18 protein-coding genes and 1 riboswitch are annotated in these 16,208 nt (G+C 72.6%); of the genes, 7 read left to right on the top strand and 11 right to left on the bottom strand.

Annotated elements, in window-relative coordinates; all coding sequences use genetic code 11:
- Positions 1 to 7 precede the first annotated feature (7 nt).
- Positions 8 to 745: a CHAP domain-containing protein gene (locus ACIBH1_RS22705; RefSeq protein ID WP_397315855.1), complete on the bottom strand. Its 738-nt coding sequence runs from the start codon at positions 743 to 745 to the stop codon at positions 8 to 10.
- Positions 746 to 755: 10 nt separating this feature from the next.
- Positions 756 to 895, bottom strand: a riboswitch (cyclic di-AMP (ydaO/yuaA leader).
- Between the two features lie 119 nt (positions 896 to 1,014).
- Positions 1,015 to 1,830 (bottom strand): aldo/keto reductase, encoded by an 816-nt coding sequence (locus ACIBH1_RS22710; RefSeq protein ID WP_397315856.1) that lies wholly within the window; start codon positions 1,828 to 1,830, stop codon positions 1,015 to 1,017.
- A 62-nt stretch (positions 1,831 to 1,892) separates the two neighbouring features.
- Between ACIBH1_RS22710 and ACIBH1_RS22715 the strand changes: the two genes are divergently transcribed.
- Positions 1,893 to 2,846, top strand: coding sequence for a hypothetical protein (locus ACIBH1_RS22715; protein WP_397315857.1), 954 nt, complete (start codon positions 1,893 to 1,895; stop codon positions 2,844 to 2,846).
- Positions 2,843 to 3,997, top strand: coding sequence for a DUF6716 putative glycosyltransferase (locus ACIBH1_RS22720; protein ID WP_397315859.1), 1,155 nt, complete (start codon positions 2,843 to 2,845; stop codon positions 3,995 to 3,997). The genes ACIBH1_RS22715 and ACIBH1_RS22720 overlap by 4 nt, the downstream gene beginning before the upstream one ends.
- A 106-nt stretch (positions 3,998 to 4,103) precedes the next feature.
- On the opposite strand, the gene ACIBH1_RS22725 is transcribed toward ACIBH1_RS22720, so the two are convergent.
- The 5 genes from ACIBH1_RS22725 to ACIBH1_RS22745 form a co-directional block, all read right to left on the bottom strand.
- Positions 4,104 to 5,015: a GNAT family N-acetyltransferase gene (locus tag ACIBH1_RS22725; RefSeq protein ID WP_397315860.1), complete on the bottom strand. Its 912-nt coding sequence runs from the start codon at positions 5,013 to 5,015 to the stop codon at positions 4,104 to 4,106.
- A gap of 42 nt (positions 5,016 to 5,057) precedes the next feature.
- The gene (locus ACIBH1_RS22730; protein WP_397315862.1) at positions 5,058 to 6,323 is read right to left on the bottom strand and encodes a polysialyltransferase family glycosyltransferase; all 1,266 of its coding nucleotides are present in this window, start codon (positions 6,321 to 6,323) and stop codon (positions 5,058 to 5,060) included.
- Positions 6,323 to 7,291 (bottom strand): glycosyltransferase family 2 protein, encoded by a 969-nt coding sequence (locus ACIBH1_RS22735; protein ID WP_397315863.1) that lies wholly within the window; start codon positions 7,289 to 7,291, stop codon positions 6,323 to 6,325. The genes ACIBH1_RS22730 and ACIBH1_RS22735 overlap by 1 nt, the downstream gene beginning before the upstream one ends.
- A gap of 2 nt (positions 7,292 to 7,293) precedes the next feature.
- Positions 7,294 to 9,324 carry an N-acetylneuraminate synthase family protein gene (locus ACIBH1_RS22740; RefSeq protein WP_397315864.1) on the bottom strand — a complete coding sequence of 677 codons (2,031 nt, stop codon included), beginning with the start codon at positions 9,322 to 9,324 and terminating at the stop codon, positions 7,294 to 7,296.
- An 83-nt stretch (positions 9,325 to 9,407) separates the two neighbouring features.
- Positions 9,408 to 9,599 (bottom strand): hypothetical protein, encoded by a 192-nt coding sequence (locus ACIBH1_RS22745; RefSeq protein ID WP_397315865.1) that lies wholly within the window; start codon positions 9,597 to 9,599, stop codon positions 9,408 to 9,410.
- 65 nt (positions 9,600 to 9,664) lie between these two features.
- Between ACIBH1_RS22745 and ACIBH1_RS22750 the strand changes: the two genes are divergently transcribed.
- Positions 9,665 to 10,177: an XdhC family protein gene (locus tag ACIBH1_RS22750; protein ID WP_397315866.1), complete on the top strand. Its 513-nt coding sequence runs from the start codon at positions 9,665 to 9,667 to the stop codon at positions 10,175 to 10,177.
- Position 10,178: 1 nt separating this feature from the next.
- Here the strand turns inward: ACIBH1_RS22750 and ACIBH1_RS22755 are convergent, their stop codons facing one another.
- A complete protein-coding gene (locus tag ACIBH1_RS22755; protein ID WP_397315867.1) occupies positions 10,179 to 10,421 on the bottom strand; it encodes a hypothetical protein in 243 nt (80 codons plus the stop codon).
- Positions 10,422 to 10,503: 82 nt separating this feature from the next.
- On the opposite strand from ACIBH1_RS22755, the gene ACIBH1_RS22760 reads away from it, so the two are divergent.
- Positions 10,504 to 10,815, top strand: a complete 312-nt coding sequence (locus ACIBH1_RS22760) for a hypothetical protein (protein ID WP_397315868.1) — start codon at positions 10,504 to 10,506, stop codon at positions 10,813 to 10,815.
- Here ACIBH1_RS22760 and ACIBH1_RS22765 read toward each other — a convergent pair.
- Entirely contained in the window at positions 10,745 to 11,596 is an 852-nt protein-coding gene (locus ACIBH1_RS22765; protein ID WP_397315869.1) for an NAD(P)H-binding protein, read from the bottom strand. The genes ACIBH1_RS22760 and ACIBH1_RS22765 overlap by 71 nt on opposite strands.
- Before the next feature lie 72 nt (positions 11,597 to 11,668).
- On the bottom strand, positions 11,669 to 12,691 hold the full coding sequence (locus tag ACIBH1_RS22770) for a saccharopine dehydrogenase NADP-binding domain-containing protein (RefSeq protein ID WP_397315870.1): 1,023 nt from the start codon (positions 12,689 to 12,691) through the stop codon (positions 11,669 to 11,671).
- 90 nt (positions 12,692 to 12,781) lie between these two features.
- Here ACIBH1_RS22770 and ACIBH1_RS22775 point away from each other — a divergent pair, with 90 nt between their 5' ends.
- From ACIBH1_RS22775 to ACIBH1_RS22785, 3 genes are read left to right on the top strand one after another with little or no spacing between them, the layout of a single operon-like run.
- Positions 12,782 to 13,378: a TetR/AcrR family transcriptional regulator gene (locus ACIBH1_RS22775; RefSeq protein ID WP_397315871.1), complete on the top strand. Its 597-nt coding sequence runs from the start codon at positions 12,782 to 12,784 to the stop codon at positions 13,376 to 13,378.
- A 34-nt stretch (positions 13,379 to 13,412) separates the two neighbouring features.
- Positions 13,413 to 14,171 (top strand): class I SAM-dependent methyltransferase, encoded by a 759-nt coding sequence (locus ACIBH1_RS22780; protein WP_397315872.1) that lies wholly within the window; start codon positions 13,413 to 13,415, stop codon positions 14,169 to 14,171.
- A gap of 2 nt (positions 14,172 to 14,173) precedes the next feature.
- Entirely contained in the window at positions 14,174 to 14,743 is a 570-nt protein-coding gene (locus ACIBH1_RS22785; RefSeq protein WP_397315873.1) for a YdeI family protein, read from the top strand.
- An 86-nt stretch (positions 14,744 to 14,829) separates the two neighbouring features.
- On the opposite strand, the gene ACIBH1_RS22790 is transcribed toward ACIBH1_RS22785, so the two are convergent.
- Positions 14,830 to 16,152: a sensor histidine kinase gene (locus tag ACIBH1_RS22790; protein WP_397315874.1), complete on the bottom strand. Its 1,323-nt coding sequence runs from the start codon at positions 16,150 to 16,152 to the stop codon at positions 14,830 to 14,832.
- Positions 16,153 to 16,208: the final 56 nt, after the last annotated feature.

Below are 16,208 nucleotides of genomic sequence, written 5' to 3' on the forward strand. Positions count from 1 at the left end.
GGGGCTCTTACTTGCCGTAGGACGGGTAACCGTACCCGACGACCTGCGACTTGGGGCGCACCCGCTGCTCGACCTTGCCGTTGCCGGTGTTGCCCTCGACGGTGGTGATGGTGCCGTCGCCGTTGTCCTTCTCGACGAAGCCGACGTGCTGGATGGAGCCGAGGCTCTTGCTGCCGCTCCAGGAGAAGAAGACGACGGAGCCGGGCTTGGCGGTGGTGCCCCAGCGCTTGTTGGCCTTGAACCAGTTGGCGTAGGTCGGGGTGTAGGCGTCCCAGCCGATGGTGGTGCGGCCGCCGGTCTGCTCGCCGACCCAGGAGACGAACATCGCGCACCAGGCGGCGTTCAGGTAGGCGGTGCGGTTGCCGCCGTCGCGGGCGACGGTCTCGGCGGCGCGCTTGGACTTGGAGTACCAGTCCTGGAACTTGGTGCCGCCGCCGCTGGAGTTCTCCCTGACGCCGATCTGCTGCTTGGCCAGCGACAGGACCTTGGTGACGGACGGCATGGAGGGGGCGGCCTTGCCCGGGGAGCCCTCGACGGGGGCTGCGGCCCGGACGCCGGAGGCCACCGCGGCGGTGCCGAGGTCGAGCTTGGGCGAGAGCGCCTTGAGGGCGGCGACGTCGGTGGTGTCGATTCCGTTGTCCGCGTGGGCGGGGGCCACGCCGAAGCCGGCGGCGAAGACGCTGGCCGTGAGGGCGGCGGAAATGTAGTGAACCTTGGTCGGACGAACTCGGCGGTGCTTAGCCATGGAAGGGGGACTCCTCGCTTCATACCGCTTACCGGGTTAGCTGACGGGCTCGGACGTGAAGCTGTCCTAGATCGGAGGGCCGATCATTCGCCCCGGTGGGACTGAGTGGGTCCCCGGTTCCGCAGGATGCGGATTCAGCGGTCGCAGGCTTGTGACCTGCGAATAGGTGGTCAGGCAACGTCCGGGTAGCCCGGACGTGCCCAAAAGGTAATACATCAGGCAAGGAGATTACAAATCCGTAAACGCGCAGGTCACGGGATGCCCGTAATTTAGCCGAATTGCGCCGGGTCGGGACCAAGTCGCGTCGCGGTGTTGAGCGCCCCGATGGCGGCCATGTCCTCCGGGTCGAGGATGAAGCCGAAGACGTCGAAGTTCTCCTTGATCCGCGCCGGGGTGACCGACTTGGGGATGACGACGTTGCCGAGCTGGATGTGCCAGCGGAGCACGATCTGCGCGGGGGTGCGCCCGTGCTTGGCGCCGAGCTTGGCCAGCGCGGGATCGTCGAGCAGGCCGCGCCCCTGGCCGAGGGGGCTCCAGGCCTCGGTGAGGATGCCGTTGGCCTCGTGGAAGGCGCGCAGCTCCGGCTGCGGGAAGTTCGGGTGCAGCTCGATCTGGTTGATCGACGGCACGATCTCCGTCTCGTTCATCAGCCGCTCCAGCGCGGGGATCGTGAAGTTGGAGACGCCGATCGCGCGCACCCTCCCGGAACGGTAAAGCCGCTCCAAACCCTTCCACGCCTCGACATAGCGATCCTGGGAGGGCGCAGGCCAGTGGATCAGGAAGAGGTCGAGGTGGTCGAGGCCGAGCCGCGTCAGGCTCTCCTCGAACGCCTCCTCGGCCCGGTGGTGCTCGTCGTTCCAGAGCTTGGTGGTGATGAAGAGCTTCTCGCGTGCGATCCCGGACGAGCGTACGGCCCGGCCCACGCCCTCCTCGTTACCGTAGATCTTCGCGGTGTCGATGCTGCGGTAGCCGGCCTGCAGGGCCAGGCTCACCGCCTCCTCCGCCTCCCCGGCGGGCACCTGCCACACGCCGTAGCCGAGCTGGGGTATCTGGACACCGTCGGTGTTGAGCAGCAGTGAGTTCATGAGTCCATTGTTCACCGTGCGTTACCGGCGGCTTCAGCCGGGCGGTCTACTGTCGGGCAGCGGTGAACAGCAAGCGGGAGACGGCGTGGGTGGAGTCGCCGCTCCAGATGATCTGCGCCGTCGAGGCCCATCACGCGGGGCTGCTCGGCGGCTCCACGCTGATCGTGCCCAGGGCCGGCCAGCGGGCGCTGAAGGCGACCCGCAGGGAGCTGCTCAGGCTGGGCCTCCCCGACGGGCTGGAGCTGGGCGAACCGCGCGAGCGCATGCCGGGCGGCATCGGCGTCGTCGGCGACGCCTTCTCCGGCAGGGTGCAGCTGCGCTGGCTGCTGTCGCGCGACCCGCGAGCCGTCGTCGTGGACGACGGCCTGGCCACGATCCGCCTGCTCGAACTGCTGGCCGACCCGAAGGTCAGGCCGCTGCTGCGGGCCAGGGCGACACCAGGACGGCTGCGCGCCGCGCTCGGGCTCCTGGTCGCCCACCGGATCCGCCGCAACCGCCGCAACGTCACCGTCTTCACGGCGCTCGACGCGGGCGAGGATCTCGCGCAAGCCGTCCACAAGGCCGGATTCGCCCTGGTCCCGCATGACTTCGCCTGGTTGCGGGCGCAGCCGCTGCGCGAGCCGGGCCCGCCCGAGCGCACCGTCGTCCTGGGCACCTCCCTGGTCCGCAACGGTCTCGTGCACCGCGACCGCTACCTGCGCTGGATCACCGGCCTGGCCGAGCAGGAGCCGCTGGCCTACTTCCCGCACCGTCGCGAGGACCCCGTCGACCTGGCCGTGATCCGCGAGCGCCCCGGCGTCACCATGCACGAACCCGGCGTGCCCGCCGAGCTGAGCCTGCGCGGTCTGGCCGCCGACCAGCGGGTCGTGAGCCTGCCCTCGACCGCCATCAGCTCCCTGCGCGTGCTGCTCAGCCCGCGCGGCGTCGCCGTCGAGGGCGTCGACGTGCCCGACGACTGGTGGACCAGCAGGGCCGCGCCCGCACTCCGATCCCATCTCACTGGAGCAGCTCGTTGAAGATCCTGGCCGTGGCCGACTCGGACTCCTACCTCAAGTGGGCGGCCAGCCTGCTCGACGACCTCCCGTCCGGGTGCCGCACCGAGCTGGCCGTGATCCGTACGCCCATCGTGCCCTCCGCCGAGCAGATCGCCGCCGCCGTCGGCGGGCGTCCCGCACCGCCGGTGCTGTCCGCGCGCTCGCTCCGGCGTACGGCCGAGCGCATGCGGCCCGACGCGGTGCTCGTCGCGTGCACGGGGCCCGTGGTGGACGTCCTGGTGTCGGAGGTGCTGAAGGGCCTGGGCGCGGTCTTCGTCACCGGCCTGCCCGGCATCGCGGTGCCCGCCACCGAGAAGGCCTGGCTGTTCCGCAGCGGCTGCGACCTGTTCGTCGCGCACAGCGGGCGTGAGGTGGCCGAGTTCGAGGAGATCGGGCGGCGGCTGGGCGGGGGAGGATCGGTGGGCCTGGCCAGGCTCCCGTTCCTGCGCACCGCCGTACCCGCCGGCGGGCAGGGAGGGAGCGCCTCCAAGGTGGTCTTCGCGACGCAGGCCAAGGTGCCCGTGGCCCGCGAGGAGCGCGAGCGGATCCTGCTCGCGCTGGCCGAGCTCGCCGCCGCCCGGCCGGAGCTCGAGGTGGTGGTCAAGCTGCGGGCTCTGGAGGGGGAGCGGCAGACGCACAACGAACGCCACCCCTACCAGCGGCTCTGGCGCGAGCTGGGCGAGCCGGGCAGGCTCGGCTTCGCCGCCGGCCCGATGAGCGAGCACCTGGCCGGGGCGGCGGGCTTCGTCACCGTCAGCTCCACCGCCGCGCTGGAGGCGATCGCCTGGCGGGTGCCGTCGCTGGTCCTCGACGACTTCGGCGTCAGCGCCGAGATGATCAACCTGGTGTTCGAGGGCAGCGGCCTGCTCGGCAACCTCGGCGACCTGGCGCGCGGCGACTTCCGCACGCCGCTGCCCGGGTGGTGCGACAAGAACTACTTCCAGCAGGAGAGCACCTGGGTGGGGCTGATGACGGCGCTGGTCGCCGGGCCGCGCACGCAGCCGCGCTCGCTCCTGCATGGCCCGGCCCACGAGGCGGCCCGCAGACGCGCCAGGCTGCGCGTCGAGGTGCCGCCACGCCTGCTGCGCGTCGGCTACCGCGCCAAACGCCGCCTGCGCCGCGCCCTGAGCTGACCCGGCGCCCTTCGGCGGGCGAATCGCCCTCGGATGGGGCGGCTCGCGGCGTGGACGACCTCGAGGACGTCTTCGAGGGTGGGCGCCGAAGCGGCCCGAGCAGGCCTCACATCGGCTTGCGGTAGCGCGGCATGCGCCTGACCACCCGATAGCCGACCCCCTCGTACAACGCCACGCTGTCGTGCGGGTTGTCGAGCCCGGTCGACAACAGCGCCCTGCCCGCCCCGCGCGCCGCCAACCGGCTCAGCGTCTCGCCCATGAGCGCCGTGGCCAGGCCGCGCCGCCGCCACGGCTCGCGCACGGCCACCCACAGGGTGTCGGCGCAGCCGTCGCCGCGCACCTCGGTCAGCGCCAGCCCGGCGACCTGGTCGCCGTCCCAGGCCACGCACCACAGGCCGAGGTCACGCAGCGGCCCGGCCAGCTCGGCGAGGTAGTCGTCCCAGGTATGGTCGATGTAGCCCAGCCCGCCGCGCCGGAAACACTCGGCGATCGCGGCGTGGATGGCCGGATGGTGCCCGTGGAGCACGGGCCGCAGCTCCAGCCCGTCGGGGAGCCGGAGCGGGCGGGAGCGAGGCTCGCACGCCATCTCCAGCTGGGTGAACACCACCGCGTAGCCGTGGGCGAGCAGCAGCGCGGCCGTGCCGGGCTGGGTGTCGTCGGCGTTGCCCCCGAGCACCCCCTCGCCCTCCGCGAGCCGTACGGCGTCGGCCTCCTGCCTGCGCAGGATCGCGGTGCCGATCCCGCGCCGCCGCCACTCCGGCGTGACCCAGCCCAGCAGGAGGAAGAGCCGGGTGCCGTCGTCCTCGGTCCACCAGTCGGTCCAGGAGTAACCGACGATCTCGCCGCCCGCCTCGGCGACGAGGCACGCCGCCAGGTGCCGCTCGGTGACCTGGGGGCCGTCGGGTCCCGGGAACCATGCCTGCTCCTCGACGGCCCGCATCGCTTCGCGGACCGCGCCGATCCCCGGCAGGTCCTGCGGCCCGCGGTAGGCCCGCAGCCGCCACGCGTTCTCGCTCACACGGCCGATCCTGGACGCGGCACGCGCCGGAGATCAACGGGTTTACAACGCGCGCGCCAGCCGGCGGCGGATCTTGGCCAGCGTCCCCGGGCGCTCGGCGGCGGGCAGGAGGCCGACGGCCTCCAGGCGCTGCTTCTTGAAGTAGCGCGCCGACCCGTGCCGCTCGACGAACGCGGCGGCCGAGGGGCGCAGGCCCGGCAGGGTCTCCGGCTGCATGCAGTAACCGACGGCGCGCACCAGCTCGCCCAGGTCGACGGCGGGCGGTTCGGCGAGCACGCCTGACGGGCTGAGCCTGGGCAGCAGCGCGTCGGCGATGGTCGCGGGCACGCGGTTGCTGTTCTCGTACGGCTTGAGCCGCTCCAGCACCAGGTCGGTGCCGTGGGTCGCGACCGGGATGCCGAAGAAGCCGCGCGCGGTGGCCAGGCCGGTGGAGAAGCAGCCCGCCACGAGTTTCGGCCGCAGGGCGGCGAAGCAGACCTCGGCGGGCACGTCGCCCGCCGCGACGACCAGGCGCACGCCGACGTCCTCGGCGGCCTGGCGCAGCAGCTGGGTGTGCCGTCGCCCGGCCGCCGGGTGCGGCTTGAAGGCGACCGTGGAGTGGCCGAGGGCGACGAGTCCGCGCAGCAGGTCGGTGTGGAGCTCGGCCTCCTCCTGGGCGGTGAGCAGGTCGAGCGCGGACAGGTACTGCCCGAGGATCATCGCGTCGGCGGCGAGCATGTCGGGGGCGCTCTGCGCCACCAGGTCGACGACGCGCAGGAACGGCTCGGCGGGGACGGTCGCGGCCGCCACGCCGTACTCACTCAGCAGCAGCGGCTCGAGTCCCGGGACCAGGTCGAGGTGGAGCAGGCGGGTGATGCGGCGGAAGATCTCGGCGGGCAGCGGGTCGCGGGTGGGCCCGTAGCTCATCAGGCCGTCGGCGTAGACGGTGATCGGGCAGTCGCGGATCAGCCCGGCGATCGTGCGGGCGGGCGTCACCGCGATGGACTCCAGCACCAGCTCCTCGACGTTCTCGAGCCGCAGGTGGGAGGCGAGCAGCCGCTCCAGCATGGGCACCTCGATGATCCTGGCCTTCCAGTCGGCCGGGTGCAGCGGGGCGATGAGCTCGTTCCAGGAGACGATCCGGTCGAAGCGCTCGCGCAGGACGGCGAAGCCGGGCGTCTGGTCCAGTGGGGTGGCGACCTCGGGGATGGCCGAGTTGTTCGCCACGATCAGGAGCCGCTCGCCGCTCCCGGTGAAGCGGCCGTCGTCCATCGCGGCGGCCAGCGTCATCGCCCCGAACAACGTCGAGGCGTAGTACACCGTGGTCATCAGGGTTCCTCCCGATCCCGCCGGACGCGGGGGCTGGGTGCGAGCTCCGGCACCAGGCGGCGCAGCACCGTCTCGCGTTCCACGGACATGCCTCCGACGGCCGAGGCGACCAGGTCGGACGGCAGGCGGCGGACGAGCTCGGCGCCTCGCTCGGTGAAGCGCGCGCGCAGCTCGGGCGTGAGCCGGTCGGAGATCTCCAGATGGTGGCCGAGCAGGGCGCAGAAGTTGCGCACCGCCTTGGCCATGAACTCCTCCTCGACCTCCTTGAAGACCAGCTCGAAGGCGTCGAAGAAGTGGAGCTGCCGCTCGTCGCCCACCTGGGTGAGCGAGCCGGCGACCTGCCTGCGGTAGAAGAGCCCGGCCAGGGAGACCGCGGCGAAGGAGCCCGCCTCCCTGTGCAGCCGCCAGATCCACGGCCGGTCCTCGGCGGTGTGCAGCGAGCCGGGGAAGCGCAGCAGCTCGCCCAGCGAGCGGCGGTAGATCCCGGCCCACGCGTACGGGTAGTCGACCATGGTCTTCACGTCGGCGGGCAGGATGTGCTCGCGCGGGATGAGCCTCTCCCCGCGCCGGGAGACCGGGGCCCGGTGCACGACCCGTTTGCGCCCTTCGACCTGCACGTGGTCGACGCGCACGAAGTCGCAGTCGAGCTCCTCGATGGCGGACACGAGGCGGGCCAGGTAGCCGGGCGCCAGCCAGTCGTCGCCGTCGAGGTAGGTCACGTAGCGTCCGGCGGCCAGCTTCAGCCCGGCGTTGCGGGCGTCGGCCAGGCCCACCGGGCGGTCGTGGCTGATCACCGACAGGCCCGGCAGGTCGCTCTCGTCGAGGATCTGCCGGGTGGCGTCCACGGAACCGTCGTCGACGACGATGAACTCGAAGTCGCGGCGGATGTTGCGGCCCAGCGAGGCGAGCGCGTCGGGCAGGAAGCGCTCGCCGTCGCGGATGGGCACGATGACGGAAAGGGTGATCATCGTCAGACGGTGACCCGCCGCAGCCGGGCCTTGGGGGCCTCCTCGCCGGGGAAGACCCGCTTGATGCCGTCGCCCATGGCCTGCTCGATGATGCGGATGTCGCGCACCAGGTGCTCCAGGCCGTTCGGCTCGAGCGAGGCGGCGTGGTCGCTGCCCCACATCGTGCGGTCGAGGGTGATGTGCCGCTCGACGGTGACCGCGCCGAGCGTCACCGCGGCCAGCGAGATCTGCAGGCCGCGCTCGTGGCCGGAGTAGCCGACGGGCACGCCGTACCTCTCCTTGAGCGTGGTGATCGCGCGGAGGTTGGCCTCCTCGGGCGGCAGCGGGTAGGTGCTGGTCGCGTGCATCAGGATCAGCCGGTCGGTGCCGAGGATCTCGACCGCCTTGTCGATCTCGGCCAGCGTCGACATGCCGGTCGACAGGATGACCGGCTTGCCGGTGGCGGCCAGCGCGCGCAGCAGCTCGTGGTCGGCGACGCTGGCCGAGGCGACCTTGTGCACCGGCACCTCGAGCTCCTCCAGGAAGTCGACGCTCGGCACGTCCCACGGCGAGGCGAACCACTGCAGCCCGCGCTTGTAGGCGTGGGTGGCGATCTCCCGGTATTGCTCCTGTCCGAACTCGGTGCGGAGCTTGTACTCCAGGTAGGTCATCTCGCCCCAGGGCGTCTGCCGGATCTGCCCCTTCTGCTCGTCGGGGACGCAGATCTCCGGGGTGCGCTTCTGGAACTTGACGGCCTGGCATCCGGCCTCGGCGGCCACGTCGATGAGGCGCTTGGCGATCTCGACGTCGCCGTTGTGGTTGATGCCGATCTCGGCGATCACGTACACCGGCTGACCGTCACCCACCAGGACGTCGCCGATCGCGACGGGCCCCAGCAGCGGCCGGCTCGCGGGCTGGTGCGAGGAGATCTCGGGCTTGGCGGCCAGCACGCGCTCGCACAGCTCTCGTACGGCTCCCGCGCCACCGGGGGTGTCGAGCACCACCCGGGCGGCGGCCCGCACCCGCGGGTGCGCGTCGGGCACCGTGACGGGCCAGCCCACCAGCGACATCGGCCCCAGGTCGTTGACGTCGTTGCCGACGTAGGCGACGCGGGCGGGGTCGAGCTTCTCGATCGCCAGCCAGTCGCGCAGCACGGTGCGCTTGTCGGTCAGCCCCTGCAGCACCGGCACGCCCAGCTTGCGCGCCCTCGCGCTCACCACCGGGTTCTGCTCGGTCGACATGACCAGCACCTTGACGCCGGCGCGCCTGAGCAGCGAGACGCCCATGCCGTCGGCGCGGCTGACGAGCACCATCTCGCGGCCTTCCGAGTCGACGTAGGCGCGGTCGTCGGTGTGCACGCCGTCGAAGTCGGTGATCACCGCGTCGACGTCGATCGGCTCGGGCTCGTCGACGAAGGGCGCGAGCGCCCGGACCATCTCCAGGTCCTGCGGCTCGTCGACCTCGATCGCGTGCTTGGCGGGCACCTCCTGCACCGCGATCGTGCCGAAGAAGCGGTGGCCGTGCTCGCGCAGCCCGGCGGCGCGCATGACGTAGAAGGCGCCGGTCTCGCGGTATTCGGGGTCGCGCTCCTGGCGCATGGGCCGGCGCGCGGGGTCGTGGTTGACGCCGGAGCCGGCGGTGGTCCACAGGAAGGCGTGCGAAGCCGTACCGGAGAAGACCACGTCGGCCTCGCCGTCGAGCACCTTGCGGACCGCCGCGTCGAGGTCGTGGTGGTCGATGAAGGCGCTGGTGCACTGGACCAGGACGACGACGTCGGCCTCGTGCGATTCCAGCGTGTGCAGCACCGCCGACTCGCTGGAGGACCGCGGGCCGCTCAGCTCCTCGGGCCGCAGGACGACCTCGGCCCCCGCCTCTCGAGCGGCCCGGGCGATCTCCTCGTGGTCGGTGCTGACCACGACGGCGTCGATCAGCTCCGCGCGCAGGCTGGCGCGGGCCGCCCGCACCACGAGCGGCACCCCGCCTACTGGGGCGAGGTTCTTGAGGGGGATGCCCGCCGAACCTCCACGGGCGGGGATGACGGCCAGGACTCGCAACGTGACTCCCTACAGTTCCTTGAAGTGCCAAGGAACCTAGTCACGCAATCCGACCTCACCGGGTGTGCGGGCTGAACTCGCCGTTAACTCTGCACGGTTATCCGGTAGAGCAGCTCGGGGCGCCCCACCCCGCCGTACTGCGGCACCCTCCTTCCTGGGGCACGGCGCAGCGCCGCGAGGGCCCTGTCGACCTCGCCCTGGCCGCTGACCTCGCCTTCCGTGGCGCGGAAGGCGGCGTAGCTGGTGAGCCTCTCGCGCAGGGTGGCGACCGGCACCCGATGGGCGTATGTGACCCGCGTGGCCGTCGTGCCCGGACGCCGAGGGGTGCCAGACTGCGGGCATGGCGCATTCCCATGACGTAGACCCGTCCTGCGCGGTCGCCCACGGCGAGGCCGCGCCGCATGACGGCAGACGCACCCTGGTGGCCGTCTTCGCCACCCCGGTGGCCGAGTGCCTGCTGCGCTTCGGCGCGGAGCTGGGGTTCGCGACGTACCTGTACGACCCCGATCCAGGGCGCGGCCTGCCGGGGGCGGCCTCGGTCCGTGACCTGGGCTTCCTCGACGGCGGCGCCGACGTGGTGCTGACCGACCACCACCGCGACGAGATCGGCCCCGTGCTGCAGGAGCTGCTCAAGACCCCGGCCAGGTGGATCGGCATCATGGGCAGCCCGCGCCACAGCGCGCCCCACGTCGCCGCGCTGGCCGAGCTGGGCGTGCCCGCCGAGGAGATCGCGCGGGTGCACCGGCCGATCGGGCTCAACATCGGCTCGCAGACGCCCGCGGAGATCGCCGTGTCGACGCTGGCCGGGCTGATCGCCGACCGCAACGGCAGGCCGGGCGGCTTCACGTTCTGACTCACCCGGGGTACGGCACGCGGACGGTGAACGTCGAGCCCGTCACCTCCACCGTGCCGTTCAGCCTGCGTACGGCGGGGCCCACGAGGGCCAGGCCGAGGCCGCGTCCGTCGCCCTTGGTGGTCCAGCCCTCGGAGAAGGCGTCGGGCGCGTCAGCCCGGGACCGTCGTCGCGGACCTGGACGAGAGCGGTCCGCCGTCGCGTGCCCGAACCCCGCCCCGCAGGCGATGGGCTCGCGCGGCACGCCGATCCTCAACGGCCTGCGCTGCCGCCGGCTACCTGACCATGGCGACGCTCTTCGTCGCATCGAGGGCGTCGGCCTCCTCATGGGCATCGACCGCTTCATGTCCGAGGCCCGCGCGCTGACGAACTTCGCCGGCAACGCGGTCGCCACCGTGCTCGTCGGCCACTGGACGGGCGGGTTCGACAAGGGGCGGGCCGCGTTGGTGCTCGGCGGCGGCGACCCGTTCGACGAGGCGACGCTGCTCGACGAGCACGACGACGGCGAGCCCGCCCAGGGGGGAGAAGGCGCTCCAGCACGCCTGATCCCTCCCGCGCCCCTGCCGTTCAGCGCCCCCGGGCGAACGCGGCGAGCGTCACCGGGGCACGCTCGCCGTACCGCTCGATGGTGTCGGTGACGAAGTACAGCGGATGCCGCTCGGTGCCGATGAAGCGGAACAGCGCCCACAGGTGCGTCAGGTGTTCGACGGCGTAGGCGTCGCGGTAGATCTCCATCGCCCGCCGCTCCCACTCCTGCGGCGGCACGTCGACGTACGGCACGCCGAGCGCGTCGGCCGCCTCGCCCACGCTCGCCATCTGCCCGGTCACCAGGCAGACGGGATCGACGGGACCGGGTTCGAGCAGCACGCCCGCGCCGACCCTGGCCACGTCCTCGGCCGCCACGAGCGGCACCAGCGTGTCGCGCGCGCCCAGGGGCATCGCCAGCTCGGTGCCGCCGGAGGCGGCGGCGATCACCGCGAGGTTCTCGAAGAACACCGCCGCCCGCAGGTGCACCGCTCCCACGCCGGCCCAGTCGAAGACCTGCTCCGACAGCCAGTGGCGGCGCATGCGCGGCGTGCCCGCCTCGGGCGAGGCGTCGAGCTGGGAGACCTCGACGACCCGCTCCACCCCCGCCTCGCGGGCGGCGGCGGCGAACACCGCCGTGGCGTCGAGCAGCCCGGCGGTCACCGGGTAGGTGAAGTAGGCGCGGGTGACGCCGCGCATCGCGGGCCGTACCGTGCTGATCTCGCGCAGGTCGCCGACGACGACCTCGGCGCCGAGCTTGCGCAGCTCCTCGGCCCGGTGGTCGTCGGCACGCACGAAGGCGCGCACCCGCTCGCCGCGCTGGAGCAGCAGCTCGACGACCTGCCGCCCGGTCCCGCCCTGCGGCCCTCCGGCCGCTCCGGTCACGAGGATCATGTGCGTGTCCTTCCCGGACGGCCGGTCATGGGGGTCATGTGCGGGTCCTTCCCGAACGGCCGGTCATCGGGGTCATGTGCGTGCCCTTCCCGAGTAGGAGAGCAGGCCGAGCCGTTCGAGGTCGCGCAGGAACGCCTCGGCGGGGAACGCCTCGGCCGGGCCGTACACGCCCGGCTCGTGCGGCGCGTCGGCCAGCCGTACGGCGGCCTCGACCGAGGCGACGGCGCTCAGCCGCCACAGATCGCGCCCGCTGACCCGGCCGGCGAAGCCGCCGCCGGCGGTGACCACCTGGGCGGCGACGGTGAACCGCGAGCCCGCGCGGGTCCCGGCGTCGACGCGCTCGCTGGTGAAGACCCCCTCCTGCTCGAACGTGGCGGCGGTGAGCTGGGCCTCGACCCGCGGGGTCCGCACGTGCCTGGGTACGGTGACCACCTCGGAGAAGGGCACCGGGGCGATCATCGTGCGCGGTCCGAGCGGCGGCGGGAAGGGGAAGACCGCGTTGCGCGGCTCGACGTAGCCGACGTGCCGGGCTCCCGCGTCGTAGGTGATCCTGCGCGTGTCGGCGAACAGCAGCTCGGCGGTGCGCTTGGCGCCGGCGGTCAGCAGCCAGTCGCTGACGGCGTAGCCGAGCACGACCCGCTCGATGCCCTCGGCCCCCGCGGCGGTCGCGCCGGCGAGCAGGTCGCCCATGCCGCCGTAGAAGCTCATGGCGGTGATCATCGTGACGCCCGCTCGGCGGGCGGGATCGTGCATCTCGTCGAACAGCCAGGCCGTGTGGTGTTGTTCGAGCGCGTGGTCGACGTAGTGGCAGCCGCCCTCCACGGCGGCCGTGGCGAGCGGACGCCCGGTGTGGGCGAAGGGGCCCGCGCAGTGGATCAGCGCGCCGGCCCGCTCGGCCAGGGCGCGTAACGCGCCGGGGTCGTCCACGGTGGCCTCGTGCACCGGTGGCCCGCCGAGCTCGTCGGACAGGGCCTTCAGCGCCCCGCCGTCACGTCCGCCCAGGACGATGTCGCGGCCGCGGGCCCTCAGCTCCGCCGCCACCAGCCGCCCGGTGTGCCCCGTGGCGCCGTAGACGGCGATGAGGGGGTGGGACATCTCGCACCTCCATGATTCATACTGTCGGTACGTATCTGTCCTATCGAAGTTACGTACCCTGAGTACGTAAGTCAATGGAGTTTTCGAACAATGATTCGGCGAACCCAGGCTGAACGCACCGACGAGACCACGACCGCGCTGGTCCGGGCCGCCCGCGCCCTGTTCGGCGCCGCCGGATACGCCGCCACCTCCATCGACGCCGTCGCCGCCGCGGCCGGCGTCACCAAGGGCGCCGCCTACCACCACTTCGGCGGCAAGGCGCCGCTGCTGCGTGCCGCCTTCGAGGCCGAGCTGGGCGAGGTCTCGGCCCAGCTGCTCGGCATCGCCGCCTCGGGCGCCGACCAGGGCAGCGCGCTGCGGCTGGGCGCCCGCACCTTCCTGCAGCACTGCCTCGACCCCGGCTTCGCGCGGATCGTGATGGTCGACGCGCCCGCCGTCCTGGGCTGGGAGGTCGTGCGCGCGGCCGAGCACCGCCACCTGCTGAGCGTCATCGAGGCCGGGTTCGTGCTGGCCACCGGCGACGAGCAGGTGGCCGCGACCAGGGCCAGGCTGGTCTTCGGCGCGCTCTGCGAGGCGGGCATGATGCTGGCGCGCTCGGCCGACCCCGCCGCCGACCTGCCGCGCCTGACCGCCGAGACCGACCGGCTGGTGGAGGCGCTCAAGGCCGCGCCCGGAGATCGTGATTGAATCGTCGGTCCGTACCGATACGAGGGGGTTTCCGGTGACCGAGCGGAATGTGATCTTCGGGGAGGCGGTCGAGCAGTACGAGTCGGCGCGTGCCGGATACCCGGACGAACTGGTCTCCGACGTGCTGGCCTACGCGGGACCGGGACCGGGACCGGTCCTGGAGGTGGGCGCCGGCTCGGGCAAGGCCAGCGTGGGCTTCGCCGCCCGCGGCGTCGACCTGACCTGCGTCGAGCCCGACCCCCGCATGGCCGGGGTGCTCCGTGGACACTGCCCCGGCGCGCGGATCGTCGTGGGCGTCTTCGAGGACTTCCAGCCCGACCGCGCCTTCCAGCTGCTCTACTGCGCCCAGGCCTGGCACTGGGTCGACCCGGAACGCCGCTGGGACCTGGCCCACGCCGCCCTGGCGCCCGGCGGCGGGCTGGCGTTGTTCTGGAACATCTACAGCGTGACCGACCCCGCCGTGCACCGGGCGCTGGCCGAGATCGACGCCCGCAACGGCGTCGACAGCTCCAGCCTGCACCGCTACTCCGCCTCCGAGCTCGACGACGACTTCTTCGCCCGTGACCACGGGCTGGCCCAGGACCGGCGCTTCACCGACCTGGAGGAGCGCCGCTACCGCCGCTCCGAGTGGTATCCCGCCGAGCGCTACCTCGACCTCATCCGCTCCATCTCGGCCTACCGCATCCTGCCCGCCGAGCAGCGGGAGGCGCTGCTGGGCGACATGGCCGCCGTCATCGGCGACGGGCTCGACCTGACCATCCTGACCGACCTGGCCCTGGCGCGGCGGGCGTGAGCATGGAGGAGATCGACGGCGTCGAGGTCATCGCCTTCGCCAGTGGGCAGGAGTTCGAGTCCTGGCTGGAGGCCCACCACGCGAGTTCGGCGGGGGTGTGGCTGAAGGTCGCCAAGAAGGGCACCGGACTGCCGACCCTCTCGACCGACGAGCAGGTCGACGTCGGGCTGTGCTGGGGGTGGATCTCGGGGCAGCGGCGCTCCCACTCCGACACCCACTACCTGCAGAAGTACGTGCCACGGCGGCCGCGCAGCCTGTGGTCGCGGGTGAACGTCGACAAGGTCGAGCAGCTGACGGCCGCGGGGCGCATGCGCGAGCCCGGCCTGGCCGAGGTGCGCGCCGCGCAGGCCGACGGGCGGTGGGAGGCGGCCTACGCGTCGCAGAAGAACGTCACCGTGCCGCCCGACCTGGCCGCCGAGCTGGAGCGGCGCCCGGCGGCGCGGGCCGCCTTCGAGGCGCTCGACAGGACGGGGCGCTACCAGGTGATCCTGCCGCTGCTGCAGGCCCGCTCACCGGCCGGCCGTACGGCACGCCTGGAGAAGGCGATCACCCGCCTCGAACAAGGAGCCTGACCAGGCAGGCCCACCTGGCGCGGACCGTCCGCTCGCCTCGACCTCCGCTTCGCCCGCCCCGGCGCGGTCCAGGGCGGCGCCCGGTGTTACTCCTCCGGCTCGGCGAGGGGCAGGCGCAGGGTGAAGCGGGCGTCCCGGTCGACGGTGAGGGCGCCGCGGTGGGCGAGGGCCACCTCGCGGGCGATGGCCAGGCCGAGGCCGACCCCGCCCTCGTCGCGGCTGCGCGCGGCGTCGAGGCGCGCGAAACGCTCGAAGATGCGCTCACGGTCGCCCTCGGGGATCGGCGGCCCGTCGTTCTCGACGGTCAGCACGGCCTCGCCGCCGGACACCGACAGCGTGATGTCGATCCGGCTCAGCGCGTGCCGCTCGGCGTTGTCGAGCAGGTTGGCCAGCAGCCGTTCCAGCTGCAGGCGCACCCCCTCGACCACGATGCCGTCGCCGAGCTCCGCCGTGACCGGTACCCCGCCGGAGCGGTCGGAGAGCGCCTTGCGCACCAGGATGCCCAGGTCGACGGGCTCCTTGATGACGTCGACGCGTGAGCCGATCCTGGCCAGCAGCAGCAGGTCGGTGACGATGGCCTCGATGCGGTCGGTGTCGCGCAGGGCGCTCTCGACCAGCTCCTCGATGTCGGTGTCCTCGGGGTAGAGCTGGGCGCTCTCCAGCTGGGTGCGCAGCCCGGCGATGGGGGTGCGCAGCTCGTGGGAGGCGTCGTGGGCGAACTGCCGCTGCTGCTCGGCCGAGCGCTCGAGGCGGCCGAGCGTGCCGTTGATAGAGCGGGCGAGCTGGGCGACCTCGTCCTGGGTGACGGGTTCGGTGACCCGGCGGCTGAGGTCGGTGGCGTTGACCTCGTCGAGCTGGGCGCGGATCTCGGCGACGGGGCGCAGCGCGCGTCCGGCCATGAGCCAGGTGATCCACGCGATGAGGGCGACCAGGAGCAGCATCTGCACCGTGATGATCGCCTCGAGGATCCTGGTCGACAGGACCGCGGGTGAGCGCTGCGCGGCGTAGACGACGGGCGAGTCGGGGTGTGTGGACTCGCGGATGGCGGTGATGTGCACGCAGCCGGTGGCCAGGCAGGCGTTGGTGTTGAGGATGCGGTTGTCCGGGCTGGGCCAGACGGTGGTGAGCGGGGGCAGGCCCGCCGCGGCGGGGCTGGCGGCGACGATCTCCCCGGTGGGGGCGACGATCTGGGCGAGGAAGGCGTCGGTGGGGAAGACGACGCGGCCTTCGCGGTGCTCGGCGGTGATGCGGGCGGCGGTGTCGCGGGTGTCGGTCCAGGTCAGGGTCTCCACGAAGGCGCGCGCGGCGAACACTCCGCCGATCCCGACGGGGAGCAGCACGAATGCCGCGACGGCCGCCGCTATGAGCGTGACCCGACCGCGGAGGGTTCGTGCCCATATGCGCGCCACGTTTCCGAGGCTACCGGCGGGTACATAGCTGTCAGATCGGGCAAAAGGAAAGACTG

The sequence above is a fragment of the Nonomuraea sp. NPDC050663 genome, assembly GCF_044456985.1.
Lineage (GTDB): Bacteria > Actinomycetota > Actinomycetes > Streptosporangiales > Streptosporangiaceae > Nonomuraea.